This window comes from Paenibacillus sp. JCM 9796 (assembly GCF_055379675.1).
Map to the genome: position 1 here is coordinate 3,526,053 of NZ_AP043723.1, position 15,819 is coordinate 3,541,871.

14 protein-coding genes and 1 riboswitch are annotated in these 15,819 nt (G+C 53.9%); of the genes, 10 read left to right on the top strand and 4 right to left on the bottom strand.

Going from position 1 to position 15,819, the window contains the following annotated elements; genetic code table 11:
• Positions 1-2: 2 nt before the first annotated feature.
• On the bottom strand, positions 3-1,439 hold the full coding sequence (locus tag ACZ439_RS16995) for an ABC transporter substrate-binding protein (RefSeq protein WP_464619961.1): 1,437 nt from the start codon (positions 1,437-1,439) through the stop codon (positions 3-5).
• Positions 1,440-1,652: 213 nt separating this feature from the next.
• Between ACZ439_RS16995 and ACZ439_RS17000 the strand changes: the two genes are divergently transcribed.
• The 7 genes from ACZ439_RS17000 to ACZ439_RS17030 all read left to right on the top strand — a co-directional run bounded on the left by ACZ439_RS17000 (position 1,653) and on the right by ACZ439_RS17030 (position 8,629).
• Positions 1,653-2,294: a TetR/AcrR family transcriptional regulator gene (locus ACZ439_RS17000; protein WP_054797477.1), complete on the top strand. Its 642-nt coding sequence runs from the start codon at positions 1,653-1,655 to the stop codon at positions 2,292-2,294.
• Complete coding sequence (locus ACZ439_RS17005; RefSeq protein WP_054800133.1) at positions 2,295-3,404, top strand: alpha/beta fold hydrolase; 1,110 nt, start codon at positions 2,295-2,297, stop codon at positions 3,402-3,404. It abuts the gene before it with no gap.
• Positions 3,405-3,445: 41 nt separating this feature from the next.
• Complete coding sequence (locus ACZ439_RS17010; RefSeq protein WP_054800134.1) at positions 3,446-5,494, top strand: molybdopterin oxidoreductase family protein; 2,049 nt, start codon at positions 3,446-3,448, stop codon at positions 5,492-5,494.
• 338 nt (positions 5,495-5,832) lie between these two features.
• Positions 5,833-7,008, top strand: a complete 1,176-nt coding sequence (locus ACZ439_RS17015; RefSeq protein WP_155615081.1) for a nitric oxide synthase oxygenase — start codon at positions 5,833-5,835, stop codon at positions 7,006-7,008.
• Positions 6,941-7,612, top strand: a complete 672-nt coding sequence (locus tag ACZ439_RS17020; protein ID WP_054797492.1) for a sulfite oxidase-like oxidoreductase — start codon at positions 6,941-6,943, stop codon at positions 7,610-7,612. Before ACZ439_RS17015 ends, ACZ439_RS17020 begins: the two co-directional genes overlap by 68 nt.
• Positions 7,613-7,814: 202 nt before the next feature.
• Positions 7,815-8,351: a hypothetical protein gene (locus tag ACZ439_RS17025; protein ID WP_464619962.1), complete on the top strand. Its 537-nt coding sequence runs from the start codon at positions 7,815-7,817 to the stop codon at positions 8,349-8,351.
• Between the two features lie 35 nt (positions 8,352-8,386).
• On the top strand, positions 8,387-8,629 hold the full coding sequence (locus tag ACZ439_RS17030) for a hypothetical protein (RefSeq protein ID WP_054797481.1): 243 nt from the start codon (positions 8,387-8,389) through the stop codon (positions 8,627-8,629).
• Between the two features lie 130 nt (positions 8,630-8,759).
• Here the strand turns inward: ACZ439_RS17030 and ACZ439_RS17035 are convergent, their stop codons facing one another.
• The 3 genes from ACZ439_RS17035 to ACZ439_RS17045 form a co-directional block, all read right to left on the bottom strand.
• Positions 8,760-8,915 carry a DUF1540 domain-containing protein gene (locus ACZ439_RS17035; protein WP_127608086.1) on the bottom strand — a complete coding sequence of 52 codons (156 nt, stop codon included), beginning with the start codon at positions 8,913-8,915 and terminating at the stop codon, positions 8,760-8,762.
• Between the two features lie 155 nt (positions 8,916-9,070).
• The gene (locus ACZ439_RS17040; RefSeq protein ID WP_464619963.1) at positions 9,071-9,718 is read right to left on the bottom strand and encodes a hypothetical protein; all 648 of its coding nucleotides are present in this window, start codon (positions 9,716-9,718) and stop codon (positions 9,071-9,073) included.
• A gap of 255 nt (positions 9,719-9,973) precedes the next feature.
• A complete protein-coding gene (locus tag ACZ439_RS17045) occupies positions 9,974-10,723 on the bottom strand; it encodes an alpha/beta fold hydrolase (protein WP_464619964.1) in 750 nt (249 codons plus the stop codon).
• Between the two features lie 262 nt (positions 10,724-10,985).
• On the opposite strand from ACZ439_RS17045, the gene ACZ439_RS17050 reads away from it, so the two are divergent.
• The 3 genes from ACZ439_RS17050 to ACZ439_RS17060 all read left to right on the top strand — a co-directional run bounded on the left by ACZ439_RS17050 (position 10,986) and on the right by ACZ439_RS17060 (position 15,748).
• Positions 10,986-11,537, top strand: coding sequence for a hypothetical protein (locus ACZ439_RS17050; protein WP_054797485.1), 552 nt, complete (start codon positions 10,986-10,988; stop codon positions 11,535-11,537).
• Positions 11,538-11,780: 243 nt separating this feature from the next.
• The gene (locus ACZ439_RS17055) at positions 11,781-12,929 is read left to right on the top strand and encodes a metallophosphoesterase (protein WP_054797486.1); all 1,149 of its coding nucleotides are present in this window, start codon (positions 11,781-11,783) and stop codon (positions 12,927-12,929) included.
• A gap of 247 nt (positions 12,930-13,176) precedes the next feature.
• A riboswitch (cyclic di-GMP riboswitch) is annotated at positions 13,177-13,263 on the top strand.
• Between the two features lie 79 nt (positions 13,264-13,342).
• Positions 13,343-15,748, top strand: coding sequence for an EAL domain-containing protein (locus ACZ439_RS17060; protein ID WP_464619965.1), 2,406 nt, complete (start codon positions 13,343-13,345; stop codon positions 15,746-15,748).
• The last annotated feature ends 71 nt before the right edge of the window (positions 15,749-15,819 follow it).

A 15,819-nucleotide genomic window follows, 5' to 3' on the forward strand; every position in this document is an offset into this window, starting at 1 on the left:
GATTACGGCGATGTGGACGGCTGCTGAGCCGAATTGTCCTCCGGCTGCGCCGCCCTTGCCTTGATCAGCTCCTGCTGGGCCAGCTGCTCGATGTTTTGCAGCGCTCGATCCACCGAAATTTTATTTTGCATAAGCGCTTCGATCTCCTGATTGGCCGCTTTGTCGAAGGCTGCATAAAAACTTATCGGCACACCCGTAAAGTCGCCGGTATTTTTGTCGCTGGGCTTGAGTTTATAGAAGGATTCCAGACTGCGGCCGTTCTTTTCTTTCATATATGCAGGTCGCGATAACAGCTCGAATGCGGATTTGGATAGCGTTTTGGCCAGTTCGTCGCTGTTGATGTATTCCACCAGCTCCCAGGCGGCGGATTGGGCGTCGGAGTCTTCGCTAATGCTCACGATCTGGTTGATGTAGAAGCTCGAGGACTGATCGGGATTGGCCGGATCGACGGGTTCGGTAACGGCCTCCCATTGGACCGGCTTCAAGCTTTTGACATTTTGCGCGGCCTGTTCCATGGAGGTGATCATGTAATAACCCCCAAGGGTCATCGCCGCTTTTCCGGCAATGAACGGATTTTGCGTATAGATGGTTTCGGGTTTATTCTCGTCGAAAGTCGGTTTGGCCGGCGGACGAACGGAACCGGATTTATAAGCGTCCACCGCGCTCTGGAGCGTTTTTTTCCAGCCCTCCGATTTCATGTTTACGATGGTTTTGTCGTCCGGATGAATCATTTGCAGCCCTTGCGTCAAGCCGATATCGTAGACAAGCTCGAAGTAGCCGCTTGCCGGTCCCATCCCGTAACCGCTGGAGGCGTAGCCGTAAATCCGCTGATCGCCCTGCTGGTCTGTCGGGAACCGTTTCGCTAACTGAAGCACTTCGTCCCACGTCATTTGATCGGTTGGATACGCAACGCCGTAACGGTCGAACAGGTCTTTGTTGTAAAAGAGCGCGCGTCCGCCAAAGCTGGGCGCCAGACCGTAGAGGCTGCCGTTTCCTTTGGATTTCAGCAGCTCTACGACCGTCGGATGCAGGTTTTCAATATCGAATCCAGTCTGCTTCACAATCGGGTCGAGCTGCAGCAGCCGCCCGTCTCCGGAAAGGCGCTGATATTGCTCCGCATTCAGGAAGAGCACATCCGGCTTTTGCTCTTTAATCAACTGATCGAACGCTTCTTTCGACGGATTGCCGGACATCATCAAGGGCATCATGGAGACCACTTCCACCTCGATGTTCGGATGCTTAACGCTGAAGGCGGAGCCGTACAGCATGTTGAAGGCCTGATCATTGTAAAACAGCACCTTGATTTTGGCTGTTTCCTCCTTGCCCAGCGGGGTAAACCCGGAGCCGGTTTGCTTCGCCGCCATATCCGGGCTGCAGCCGGCCGCGCCGAACGCCAACAGAAGCGACAGTGCAGGTAATGCTAACGTCTTTGTGTTCAATGGATGTTCCTCTCCCTTTCTCAAGTAAACTCGCTTTGAACCAGCGTAAGCGATTGTTGTGAATATCCCATGTCGAAAGCATGAATAACCGATGAACATCACAAAAAATGACTTTACAAACTCAGTATAACAGTGTTATATGTAATTATAACAATGTTATAGCGTGTCGTGATTCCCAGAAGTCAGACACAGCCGGGAAGGAAGAAGGACCGGATGCCTACGTCCAATCAGCGCGATAAGACCGGCCAAGACACCAGAGCCAGGATTTTGGAAACGGCGAAACGATTATTTTTACATGCGGGCTATCACAACGTGTCCATGCGGACGCTGGCGAAGGAAGCCGGCCTCTCAACGGGGCCGCTTTACTTCCATTTTCAGAATAAATCGGAAGTCTTTTACGCCATCTGCTCGGAAGGCCTCGATTTATTGCAGGCGGAGGTTGCCCGGGCGGCGGCGGCTCCACTGCCTAACGCTTTGAGGCTTCGGGAAATTTTCCTTGCTTTTCAACATTTTTATACGCGTGAACCGCTGTATAGCCAGATCATCCGCATGTCGTTCAATCCGATGTCGGGCATCGATTTCACCGATCGGCAGCGGGAGGCCTTGTTTGCCAAAAAGCTGGCGTACATGCGCTCCATGGAAGAGGTCATTCGCGACGGCATCGGGAAAGGAGAGCTGCAAAATATCGACCCGATCCGGTTCATGCTCGTTCTCTACGCGCTGGGCGACGGTATTTTTAATGCCAATGAAATGGGTGATCTACAGTATTTCGGCATCACGGTGGAGGAACTGATAAATGAAGCGTCCCGTCTTACTTATACGGGTATCGTTAGAAACCATGGGGGAGATGAGTGAATGGTATTCGTATGGATCGCGCTAGGTCTGGTCATCATCGCGGTGGCGGGGCTGCTGCTTTATCGGGCTTACCTGCAGCGGCGGATCAGGAATCAAAGCAAGCGGTTGATAGCGGCTGGAGGAATAAGCTCGGTCGAGGAGGTCCGGTTGGGCGGCTTAAAGCAGTACGTCCTGATCCAGGCCGAAGATGCAAGCAAGCCTGTCTTGCTGGTGCTGCACGGGGGACCGGGTATGCCGGTTCCCGGCGTAGGCTGCCGCGGTGTCGACTGGGTGTTCAATCTATCGACGGCGGAATTGATCAAGCACTTTACGGTCGTGTTCTGGGATCAGCGGGGTACGGGCAAAACGTACGCTGCCGAAACGCCGGCATCCTCCATGAACATGGAGCAGTTTCTGACTGACGCGAGTGAACTGACGGATTGGCTGCGGGCGCGCTTCCAGACGGACAAAATTTTTCTTTCCGGGGTGTCCTGGGGTTCGATTATCGGGATTCAATTGGCACACCGTTACCCGGATAAATTCCATGCCTATATCGGCATTGCGCAGATTGTGAATTGGGCGGAGAGCGACCAAATCGCCTATGAGTGGCTGCTGGGGCGGGCCCAGGAAACGAATAACGCCAAGGCGCTAGCCGAATTGAAGGCGATGGGCTTACCGCCTTACACCGAAGACATCGCGAAGTGGAACCAGCTTCGCAAATGGTTGTTCATGCTGGGCGGTTTAATCTACGAGGACGGACAAATTCGCCATCCCGGCATGCCTTATCTATTTAAAACGCTGCTCGCATCTCCGGATTACAAGATCGGGGATGTGATCCGAACGTTCACTAAAGGGATGAAGCTTTCTTATTCCCCGCAAATGCTGGCCGACTTCGGCAGTTATGATGCCTTGTCCGGCATCCGCAGGCTTGACATGCCGGTTTGCTTTTTCCATAGCCTGCATGACAGAACGATATCGGGCAAGCTGCTCCAGCAGTTTTACGAACGATTGGAAGCTCCTCAAGGCAAGCATCTGACGTGGCTTGAACAGTCCGCCCACATCTACAGTCCGGCTGACTCCCGGTTGGTGGAAAAAGGCGTTATCGAGTTTAAAACCAATTTGCATGTATAATTGGAATCAGGTGTATCCGTAACCTGGAAAGGAAGCTTGCTATGAATAGCTACGTTGATCAGGAAACGGGAGTGTTCCCGTCCGTATGTTCGTTGGATTGTCCGGACCAGTGCGGTCTGCTGATTCATAAAGAAGCGGGTAAAATCGTGAAAATCGAGGGCGATCCGGCACATCCTGTCACGCAAGGGGCGATCTGCAACAAAGTGCGCCATATGGCCGAGCGTATTTACGATCCGAACCGTCTGCGCTATCCGTTGAAACGTACGGGGAAGAAGGGGGAGCGCCGTTTCGAGCGCATCTCGTGGGAAGAGGCCATCGATACGATTACTACCCGGTGGAAACGCCTCATAGCCGCGGAAGGGGCGGAAGCGATTCTTCCGTACAGCTTTTACGGCAACATGGGAATGCTCGGGACGGAAGGCATGGACCGCCGGTTTTTCCACCGGTTAGGCGCCAGCCGATTGCTGTATACGATCTGCCAAGCCGCGGGTACGGAAGGGTACGGCTACACGATGGGAGGCAGCTTCGGCATCGATCCGGAGGATACCGTCCACTCGAAGCTGATCATCATGTGGGGAATCAATGCGGTCAGCACGAACATGCATCAGGTGATGCTGGCGGAGAAGGCCCGCAAGAACGGGGCGACCGTTGTAGTCATCGATGTGCACAAGAACCAAACCGGCCGGTGGGCCGACTGGTTTATCCCGGTATTGCCGGGGACGGATGCGGCGCTGGCCCTGGGCATCATGCACATTCTGTTCGCCGAGCAGCTGGTGGACGAAGCCTTTCTCCGTGAGTACACCGTGGGGCACGAGGAGCTTCGGCAGCATGTGCGGCAGTATGAACCGGCCGTCGTCTCCTCGATTACGGGAGTTCCGAAGGAAGATCTTTACCGGCTTGCCCGGTTGTACGGGCAAACCTCGCCGTCCTTCATCCGGATCGGCAACGGGCCGCAGCATCACGATAACGGCGGGATGTGCATCCGGACGATCTCGTGTCTGCCGGCGCTGACCGGACAATGGCTCAAGAAGGGCGGAGGCGCGATCAAAGGAAACAGCGGCTATCTGGCGCATCATGCGTCGGCGCTGCAGCGTCCGGATTTGTTAAGGAAGCCGACGCGGCGGATTAACATGAATGAGCTCGGCAGCGCCTTGCTGGAGCTGGAGCCTCCGATTCGCTCGCTGTATGTATATAATTCCAATCCGGCCGTGGTCGCTCCGCATGCGAACAAGGTGAGACAAGGGCTGCAGCGGGAAGATCTGTTTACGGTGGTCCATGATCTGTTCCTGACGGAAACGGCGGCGTATGCGGATATCGTGCTGCCGGCCACGTCGTCGCTGGAGAATACGGACTTCTACCGTTCTTACTGGCATCACTATGTGCAGCTGCAGCGGCCGGTGATCAAACCCTATGCCGAAAGCAAATCGAATGTGGATGTGTTCCGTCTGTTGGCGCAGGCGATGGGCTTCGAGGAACCGGCGTTTCAGGATACGGAAGAAGAGATGATCCGGCAGGCGTTGGACCATCCCGGCAATCCGCATCTGGCCGACGTTACCTACGAGACGTTGGCGGAGAAGCAGTTCGTGAAGGGAAGGGTGAAGCCGCTATTGCCGGGCAAGCTGCCGACGCCAAGCGGGAAGATCGAGCTGTATTCCAGGACGATGGAGCGCCGGGGGTTTCCGCCTCTGCCTACGTACACACCGCTTGCCGGAGACGGCGACCTGCCGTTCTTGTTCATTCCGGCGCCGAACCATAACTTTCTCAATTCCACGTTCGCGCATAACGAGAAGCATGTCCGCCTGGAGAAAGCTCCAAAATTGCATATGAATGAGGCGGATGCTGCGGCTCTCGGTATTACGACCGGAGATTGCGTCCGTCTCTGGAATGACCGGGGGGAATGCGAGCTCATGGCGATCGCGGGCGAGGACGTCCTGCCGGGCGTCGTCGTCACTCAAGGGCTATGGGCGGACTCGCCGGGAAGCAAGACGCTCGTCAACGCGCTGACCCCTGACCGTCTGGCGGATATGGGGGGAGGGGCCGTCTTTTTCTCGGGGCGGGTGAACGTGGAGAAGGTACAGTACGGGAAGTGAACGGGCCTGACGCTGTTCGACACGGCCTCCTCCGGCAGCCGCAGCCGGGGAGGCTTTTTTCTTTCCATCCCAAGGACCCGACGGAAGTGAAGTCCGCCGAGTCCTTTTTGGTATGCTCCGCCGAAGCCATTCATGAATTTATCGAACAGCTCTTGTTTTTTACGCTACTTGTTCTTCACGCTCGGGTTCGCCGTCCCACGCCATGGCCGATTGGCTTGGAGCTAAGCGTCTATAAGGGGATCAATGTTCCCAATACGTTCACAAGCACATTTTTCGCGTCGTTTCGACATTTGCTATACTATTGTAGATGAATGAAATGAACGGAGGGACGACGACAGATGGCCGAGTCGCGGAAACTGATGGAAGAAGCCGAACAATTCGTGCGAACGTGTTACGCGGAGCTGAACAAGACGCCGGGAGAGACGGCTGAGCGCATCGAGGAGATCAGACAAGCGGTCGACGCAACGGGGGGTTACGAGCATACGCCCGAGGAGCTGCGGCATGGCGCCAAGATGGCTTGGCGCAACAGCAACCGGTGCATCGGGCGGCTGTTCTGGGAGTCGCTCGAAGTTTTCGACGCCAGACATATCGATACGGAGGCGGACATGGCGGAGACGTTATTCCGTTATATGGCGTTCGCTGCCAACAGCGGGAAAATTCGTCCCGCGATCACGATCTTCAAGCCGGAAACCGAGCCGGGGCGGGGGGCGCGAATATGGAATCATCAGCTTATCCGGTATGCGGGGTACGAGACGGAGCGCGGCATGGTCGGAGACCCGGCTTCGGCGTCGCTGACCCGATGCTGCCTGGAGCTGGGCTGGAAGGGGGAAGGCACCCCTTACGACGTGCTGCCGCTGGTGCTGAGCATGGACGGGCGTCCTCCGCGCTTATTCCCGATTCCGAAGGAGCTTGTGCTGGAGGTCCCGATTACGCATCCGGAGTATCCGGCGATGGCCGGGCTGGGGCTGAAGTGGTACGGAGTGCCGATGGTATCGGATATGCGGCTCGACATCGGCGGCCTATCGTACACGGCAGCGCCGTTCAACGGCTGGTATATGGGCACGGAAATCGGGGCGCGCAATTTGGCCGATCCGCAGCGCTACGACATGCTGCCTCGGGTCGCGGCCGTCATGGGGCTCGACACGACCCGAGAATCGTCGCTGTGGCGGGATAAGGCGCTCGTCGAGCTCAACGTGGCGGTGCTGGATTCGTACAAGCGGCAGGGCGTCACGATTGTCGACCATCACACGGCGGCTTCGCAGTTCCGGCGCTTTGAAGAGCTGGAGGCGAAGCGTGGACGGCAGACGACCGGGGACTGGACCTGGCTGATCCCGCCGATGTCCCCGGCGACGACGCATGTGTTTCACAGCCATTACGAGAATCGGGTGGAAATGCCGAATTTTTTTTACCAGGAGCGAGTTTATGAAACGAGCGGAGGAACCGGCCATGCACGAGAAAGCGGAACGCATCAAACGAATGAAACTACCCGGCGAGGTGTCCAAGCCGGGCTTTGAGCATCGGCTGCCGCCGGGCCAAGTGTGGACGGACCGGTTTCCGATTTTACATGAGGGCGCGGTGCCGGCGTACGACTTGGCGACATGGAGCTTGCGCATGTTCGGCGAGTTGAAGGAAGAGAAGACGCTTACGCACCGGGACCTCATGGCGCTGCCGCAAACGCGGATCACCTGCGACATCCACTGTGTCACCCGCTGGTCCAAAGCGGATACGGTATGGGAAGGCGTCTTGGTCCGGGACGTGCTGGGCCTGCTGGACGTGAACCCCGAAGCGGGTTACGTGATGGTGCACGCCGACCACGACTACGAAACGAATGTGCCGCTGAAGGATCTGCTCGGCGATCAGGCGATGCTGGCGCACAGCTATGACGGCAAGCCGCTGACGCCGAAGCACGGCTGGCCGTTTCGCCTGCTCGTGCCGCATCTGTATTTCTGGAAGAGCGCCAAGTGGGTGCGCGGCTTCGAGTTTATGAAGGAAGACCGGACCGGCTTCTGGGAAAACAACGGGTTTCATAACGAAGCCGATCCGTTCAAGGAAGAACGGTTCTCCGGGGAGCCGCTGCCGCTGCCGGAGGACGAGTGGGTACATAAGGATTTCGATTGAAAGCCGTCCTCCGGGACGGTTTTTCTTTTGTTGCAGGACCTGCTCTACTACGTTGCGTCATTCGATCCGATGACATGGAGCCGCGTCCCCTTGCTGCGAGCCGAGGACCAACCGGCCCCGAATCGTATGCTTCTCAAAATTGTTCCCCGTTCATAAATATACATCAGCAATATACTTCATGATAGCTGATGGGGGGGCGTAAATGAGGGGAAAGCTTGAATTGTTGTCGCTCTTGCAGTTGCTTGAAGATGAAATAATGGCTTTAACGCATGGTTCCCAAGCGTGCGGCGGCGGTTACAACCTTCTCCGAACTAAATTGGATGAGCTGTGCGAGTTTATGGTTAGGGACGAAACCATACGACAATGGAAGGTTTGGGGACGTGATAAAGAAATTCAAAATCAAGCGGAGCGATTAAGGAAAGCCTCCGTAGAAGCCCTTTGCAATGTAGAAAAATATGTATCCCAATCCATCTCGCTTGAGGAATGGGGAGCAAGCCCGTATTTAAACCACCTATTCCACTCGGTGAAGGGAGAATGGCAAAGCTTTGGTATGGACGGCCGCTCGAAATTGCTTTTTATCGGAGCGGGGGCGCTGCCCATTTCGGTTCTTACCTTTGCCAAGGAGTTCGGTTCGACAGCATTGGGAATTGATATTGACCCCGCAACCGTAGGGTTAGCCAATCGTCGGCTAAAGCTTACGGACTGGAGACGCTCGTTCGTTTCTCAGACGAGAAATTAAGCGGCCTCGCCTTTCGGCGGGAGGCGACTCATATCATGATCGCTTCGCTGGTCAAGAACAAGCACGAGGTGCTGAAGCAATTAAAAGAAACAACCAGGGACGATGTCGAAATTATGGTAAGATTCGGGAACGGAGTGAAGTCCATCTTTAATTATCCGTTTGAATACGGGTTAACCAGAGACTGGTTAACGGTTCAAATCATCGAGTCAAACCCGATCTACGACACGGTTATACTTCATAAATCGGCGTCACAAGTCGGGAAGGCGGTCCTGGCCTGAATCGAACGATTCAAACGGTCACGGAAACCGAATATTTCAACATAACAATGATTATCATTATCAATGTTGGGTATACTATCGGATGTAGACGAAAAAGAGGCAACCTTATACAAGGTCGCCCCAAAAGAAGTTACAGCTTAGATTCAAACGTTTTGCAGTCGGTTTCTTCGGAGTTGTTGGCTTGCTTTCCGCGATGACTGACGACATAGATCGAGGAAGCGTTACACTTGTTGCCTGCAGCCCAGTACTTACAGGAGTTCACTTCGCATAATACATCTTGTGCCATGGTTTCACCTCCTTTGTTACATAGTGTGGGTTCAGTAGCTAGCAAAATATACATAGGACATGAAAAAAAGGATAGAAGTACCGGAACGGATCCGGTGCCTCTATCCTTTTTCGTTGTTTCAACGGCAACGATCTGCCGCAACTTGATCGCTAGATTTAGGAGTCATCTGACATATTAATTTTAAAGAGTATAACCCACTTTGCGTTTTTCAGAGATTCAGGCGTAAAATCGATCGTTCTCATGCTGTTTTCATTCGTTGCCTGCATCCCCCAAACGGCAGCCTCCTCGTTGTCGGGAACATCTATAGGCTTGCCCAAAGTGACCGGCATCTTTGATGTGTGCTTCACAGGGGAATCAATCCGAAACTGAGTGCTGGAGGACCCATCCTCATGAATGATGGCTACTGTGGCCATGTAATGGGTTCCTTCTTTGTCAGTATCCAGCTCTTTCATCGAAACTATGAATTCACCGTCAAACGTTCTTTGTTCTTCACTTCGCAACAATGTGCTGAATTCCCCAATGGTCTGTTTTTTCACCCCGTTCTCCCATATTTCAGCGGTTGCCCTAATCGATTTCTGATCTCCTTTATAGTTTAGTTTCACCGCTCCTGACATGGGTCCCATAAAGGGCTGGAACTTTTTGGCGTCACCTTCAAATACATTTACAGGCTTCACATGGAGTAAGTCGCGTTTTACCTCTTGTGATTTCGTGCAGGAGGACAAAACAGAGATGGAAATAAGGAAAGAACAAACCATTAGAAATGCCCGCATAGTTACCCCCCCAGGATGAAAGGAATTTTTCATCGATCTAATCTCCGATCCTAATCTTTACAACGCTATCTTATCTCAAACGCATTACCCATCAGCAATGTTGCTGGACGGATTCACAAAAGCGGGAAACCGAACGCACGATCGAACCCATGGGATTGTTCCTGAAAGCATGGCAATTTCCCCAAAGAAAAACTGCATAGAAATAAATTCTACGCAGTTCTTTTTAAACTCTTAGGTAATACTTTGTCAACAGCCTCTTGGTGTAAGGAACTTTTCAAGAACGATCATTTATGAAACCAGATCATCCGCTACCTGATTAATTTGTTCGATCTCAAGTAAAATCGTCGCCAGTTCTTGAGGGGTTGAGTAAAACGGCGAATGGTCCGTATTTAGAGTGTAGACGCTTTCACAGGGAGTTGCAGCGTACATATTTTTTTGACACCAGTTCGTTATCGCTTGATCACGCAGGCACTCAATGTAATAACGCGGAACTTGACCAAACCGCTCGTCCGTCAGACTTAACTTTGTTGCTAAAACTTCCAAAGCTTGAGCATCCAATAAAGATTTCGCACGCTCTGCATCAGCATGTTCAGAACAGCCGTAAAAAATCTCTTTTATTTTTGCCTCGTTAACGGTTGCGTAACTGCCGTCACTGGATACGATCATATTAGATGCTACCAGAGCCCCGGCATCCGTTTGAATCACATCTACCATGGATTCTCCATTTCTAATCAAGAATGCGGTTACATAAACGAGTGCTTTTATTTGCTTCGGACGATATTCGGCGCTTTGCGTGATGGCCATACCACCCATGCTGTGTCCAACAAGGATAACAGGTTCGTCTGCTTCATCAATAACGGAACAAATTTTATCCGTATAGCTCTTAAGTGAAATTTGTGAAACGGGTGTTTGATCAGAACCATGTCCCGGTAAATCAATAGCGTGAACGGTATGACCCTTTTGCTCGAGTAAAGGAACAATCTTCTCCCAGCACCATGCTCCATGCCAGGCTCCATGTACGAGTACGTATGTAGACAATGTGATCACCTCTATTTATTATTAATCATTATCATATTATGACGAAATGAAAAATAACGAAATAGACTTGTTGCAGTATAAACAACAACAGGGATATATTTTAGATTGCGCGAAATGAGTTGACCCACAAATTTTGTTCAACTCCCGCGGATAACGCCGGCTTCTTCAGACGTCTCTTGCCTAAGGAGCCATTATATAAAATAGGTTTCGTGTAGTATGATAGGAGAACAACAGATTCTGATCAAAGGGGCAGGAATAACAGATGAACAGCGGAAGCGAACAGGGAAACCAACGAAACGGGAGTGCCGAGGAAGCAAGACGTCTGCTGGCGGCGAATCCGGATCTCGTGTTTGACGAGCGGATCCGGATCGATATCGGGACGAAGGATGCGGATTTCTGGTTGAAATTCGCTTCGGAATGGGGCGGAGCGTTGTACTTGCTCGATGAAACGAACAAGAAGCGGCACGAGAACGGCCTGATAGATCCGACGTCTTACGAATATGCGCGGCGCACCTACAGACTCGGACTGATTACGTTAAGCGAGCTTTATGACAAGCTGAAAGCGTGGAATGGCGGCGACGAGCGGGCCGAGCCGTACGTCTACGCGATGAATTCCCTCGATTGCTTCTTCGTTCCGGCGTACCTGGAGGATTTCAGCCGGGTGCAGCCGTCGCTGAAACCGGCATGCGACGAGGCCGTCGGGCGTATTCTTACGCAGCTGGCCGGGAAAGCGGACCTTGAAGACGTGAGCGAAGCGCTGAATGCGATGGTCGGCCAGTATATCCGTCACATGCACGAATACGCGGCCGGCTGATAAAAGGCGTTCTTCGGCGGACCGTTATCCGACCGGTTCGGACGGAAAAACGTGCTGTTCCTTTCGATTCTTCGGTACGGTGCCTCTAGCGCAGCTGCTGCCATCGGACTGTAAGCTGAACGAAGGGGAGGCGCAGCAGGAGCGGCTGCCGCTTTCCCCGAGCCGGCTGCATTTTACCTGGGGGCATGAAATATGAGACAATACTGGCAAATGAACATTTTCACAGCAAGGGAGCCAGATGAAATGAGAAGTCGAATCCCCGTTTTTGTTCTGATCTTGCTCGCTTATTTGGGACTGAGCGCTTTCATCGGATGGAGCGGCCTGCAGTATTGGAACGTTGTCATGCCCGCAGCCCCCGACGCGTTGTTTATATTCGTGTACGCGCTGCTGGCTTTCTCGTATTTGATCGCGATGCTGGCCCGCCGCGCGATGCCGTACGCGTTGTACAAAGCGCTCAAGGTTATCGGTTCCTATGGAATTGGGTTGTTGTTCTACGCGGTTCTGCTCGTGCCGCTCGCCGATCTGACGGCCTGGCTGCTCATCTTAACGGGAACCGATGCCTCGGTTGCCGTCACCGTCGTCGGCTCCGCCGTACTGGCCGTCATGGCGGTGCTGCTGCTGGTCGGCTCCTGGAACGCGTGGAATCCTATCGTCCGCCGTTACGACATCGAGATCGCGAAGCCGGGCGGAGGGCGCAAGGAGCTGCGCATTGCCGCCGCCTCGGATCTGCACCTCGGCACGATGGTCGGCAAACGGCATCTCTCCCGGCTGACGGAGCGGGTGGCATCGCTTGCGCCGGATCTCATTCTGCTGCCGGGGGATGTGCTCGACGACAGCATAGAGCCTTTCGTACGCGAAAATATGGCTGAGGTGATGAGCGGGCTGCGCGCTCCCCTCGGCGTGTACGCCGTGCTCGGCAACCACGAATATATCGGCGGCCATATCGCCGAGTATGTGGAGCGGATGCGGGCGATCGGCATCGACGTACTGCTCGATCGCGTCGTGGAGCTCGAGGACGGTCTGTATGTCGCCGGGCGCAAAGACCACGCCGTAGAGAGCTTCACGAACGAAGGACGGCTTACCGTCGATGCGCTGCTGGAAAGCTCGAACGTGGATCGGTCCAAGCCGATTATACTGATGGATCATCAGCCGCATCAACTCGGCGCAGCCGCCGAAGCGGGCATCGACTTGATGCTGTCCGGGCACACGCACCGCGGCCAAATGATGCCGAACCATTTGATTACACGGCGCCTTTTCGAACTAGATTGGGGTTATTTGCGCAAAGGCGTCATGCATGCGATCGTCTCCTCGGGCTTCGGTTCATGGGGACCGCCGCTGCGTATCGGAAGCCGATCCGAGCTGCTGGACATTCGAGTTACCTTCCAAGGGTAATTCATCTGAATGCAGGTATACGTCTCAAAAATGGTGACCGGATCACGACCGGCCCTGCGACTGTCTGGCTGGACACTCGCAGGGCTCCTCGTGCTGTTCGCCAGAAGATGGACACGATCGCCGCAATCGCAAACAGGGGCGGCTTTACGATTCGTCAAAATTCGGGAGGAAACGCCGGGCATCATACATCCTGCAAAAAACGCTTTCAATTTTCGACAAAGCATGCTATAAAAGAACTAGACATCACCTAAAATTTAGGCAAACCATATGAAAATATGGGACGCAAAACTACAGGGGCTACGCGCCATTCGCCGCATGCCAGCCAGTTGCCGTTTTCCGTTTATGGGGAATGAACCGATCAGCCCTCCGTAACTGAATGAGGCATCACAGCACTCGATTCGGAGGTAAGAGACATGTTTTATTTTCTTCTTTCCCTCAGTTTGTTTTTAACTCCTGTTTTCATCCTATTCTATATGGCTGTTGAAACGCTGCAGCGTAACAAGCGTGACCGGTTGAACCAATGCGCCTCACTGTTTTTCTTCTCCGCCATGCTTATGTTGTTCGGCAATTTTATGACCAGCTTATTCACGGTTCCTTTTTCGGGCAAGATAAGCTACTTGTTTATTTATCTCCCCGCGTTTGCGGCGATGTGTTTGCTCATCCGGTTTTGTGCGCTGCTGAGCGAGCGGGACCGGGCGATGAGCCGCCCCTTGTTGCTCATTCTTTGCTATGCGCCGCTCCTCTCGGGCCTATCGACCTTGCTCTTTCCGCAGTGGTCCTACATCGAGATCGCTGAGATCGGGGGATGGCGTTATCATGAGGTCAGTCCGCTGTTAATGGGGGTGACGGTCGTGACGGCCGTGTACACGATGGGGCTGTCGCTCTATTTGGTCGGCGCCGGTCTGCGCGAAGCGGCTGCTCTTCAATTGAAGCTCAAGCGCAAGCAACTGCAGATGGTGATGTGGGGGGTTGGTCTCGGAGGAGCATGGGCGGTGCTGCTTGCCTCTCATAAGCGATTTTCTATCGTGCCGGACGATCTGTGGATGCCCGATCTTAGCATGTTCGGCGTTTTGATTTATGCGTTTTTCATGCGGTATGCGATGATGAAGTATGATTTCCTGCTTTCTATCGAACGTAAGATATTGTGCGAAATGTCGCCGGTGTCGATTCTGATCGTGGACCGGAACGGTATCATCCGGGAAACCAATGCCCAGACGGAGGCGATGCTGGGACCCTTGCACCAGGAGCCGGCAATGCGCCGGCTGGATGAATGGTTGACCCCGTGCGAGGAGGACGCTGCGAAGCCGGCAGAGGATTCGCAGCGCGAAGCACTGTATAGAGGAGAATATGCGGTTCACAACAGGCAAGGCGACATCAGGTTCGTTCGCGCCGACAGCGAATTCATCTATACCGCCGGGGAGCGGTTTCAATGCGTCGCTTTATTGGATATTACGGAAACGAAGCTGGCAGAAGCGAAAAATCGGCATTTGGCGTACCACGATTCATTGACGGACCTGCCGAACCGGTTTATGTTCCAGCAGCGGCTCCAAGAGTCATTATCCGCCGTCAAGCATCATCAAGGATCAATTGCCGTCATTCTTATCGGTTTGGACGGATTCAAGAAAGTGAATGATTCGCAAGGCCATCATGTCGGAGATTTGTTGCTGCAGCATGTGGCCGATATTTTGCTGAAGAGAGCGGCGCTCGACGCGACCGTCTTCCGTTTAGGCGGAGACGAGTTTGCGATGATCGTGCCGCATTCGGAGAGCCAGGCTTCTATTTCCGAGCTTTGCCACGACATTTTCGAGGGATTTCAGGCGCCGTTCTTGTATAAGGATAAGTCCTATTATATTTCCGCCAGCGTGGGCGTCTCTCTCTTCCCCGAGCACGGGCAACAGGCGGAACAATTGCTGCAGTTTGCGGATTTAGCGATGTACCATGCGAAGCAATCGGGAAGGAACCGGTACGTGTTGTATGATCCTTTCATTCATCGGGAAGAGCAGGAGCGGTTCCGCATGGACGGCTGGATTCGCAAAGGGCTGAAACAAGGGGAGTTTGCGCTTCATTACCAGCCGCAGGTCGATATGGAGAGCGGGCGTGTGACCGGAGCGGAAGCCTTGATTCGCTGGCACCACCCGGAGGAGGGATTGATCCCGCCCAACGAATTTATTCCGCTGGCGGAAGAATCGGGCACGATTGTCGATATCGGCTACTGGGTGCTGGACACCGCCTGCGAGCAGCTGCGGAAGTGGATGGAAGCCGGGTATGCGCCGCTCTGCATATCGATTAATTTGTCGGCCAAGCAGTTCCTTGATCCGAAGTTTCCGGATGTGCTGGCCGATACGCTGAATCGGACCGGCATCGAGCCTTCGCTGCTCTGTCTGGAGATTACGGAGCGCACGGCGATGCTCGACAAGGGGGGCTGCGCCGACATTTGCCGGGAAATCATGTCGTTCGGCGTCAAGCTGTCGATCGATGATTTCGGTACAGGGTATTCGTCGTTGGTTTTGCTGAAGCAGCTGCCAGTTCACTCGATCAAGATTGACCGCTCGTTCGTCATAGAGCTGGAGACCAACGACAGTGACCGGGCGATTATTATTGCGATGATCGCGATGTCCCACAACTTAGGCAAGAAGGTGGTTGCCGAAGGGGTGGAGGAGCTCGGCCAGTGGAACATGCTGGCACGGCTGGGCTGCGACGAAGTGCAGGGGTATTTCGTCAGCCGTCCGCTGCCGGCCGACGAGTTTGTTCGCTTTCTGGCGAGGGAACGACAGCAAGGGATCAGCGTGATGTCCCCTGCCTATCACATGCATAAGTAGAAGCAGCGGCGATGTCCGGTTTGGCGTTCTTTCCGAATCCAATCCCGGAAGGGGCGAAAGCCAAATAACCG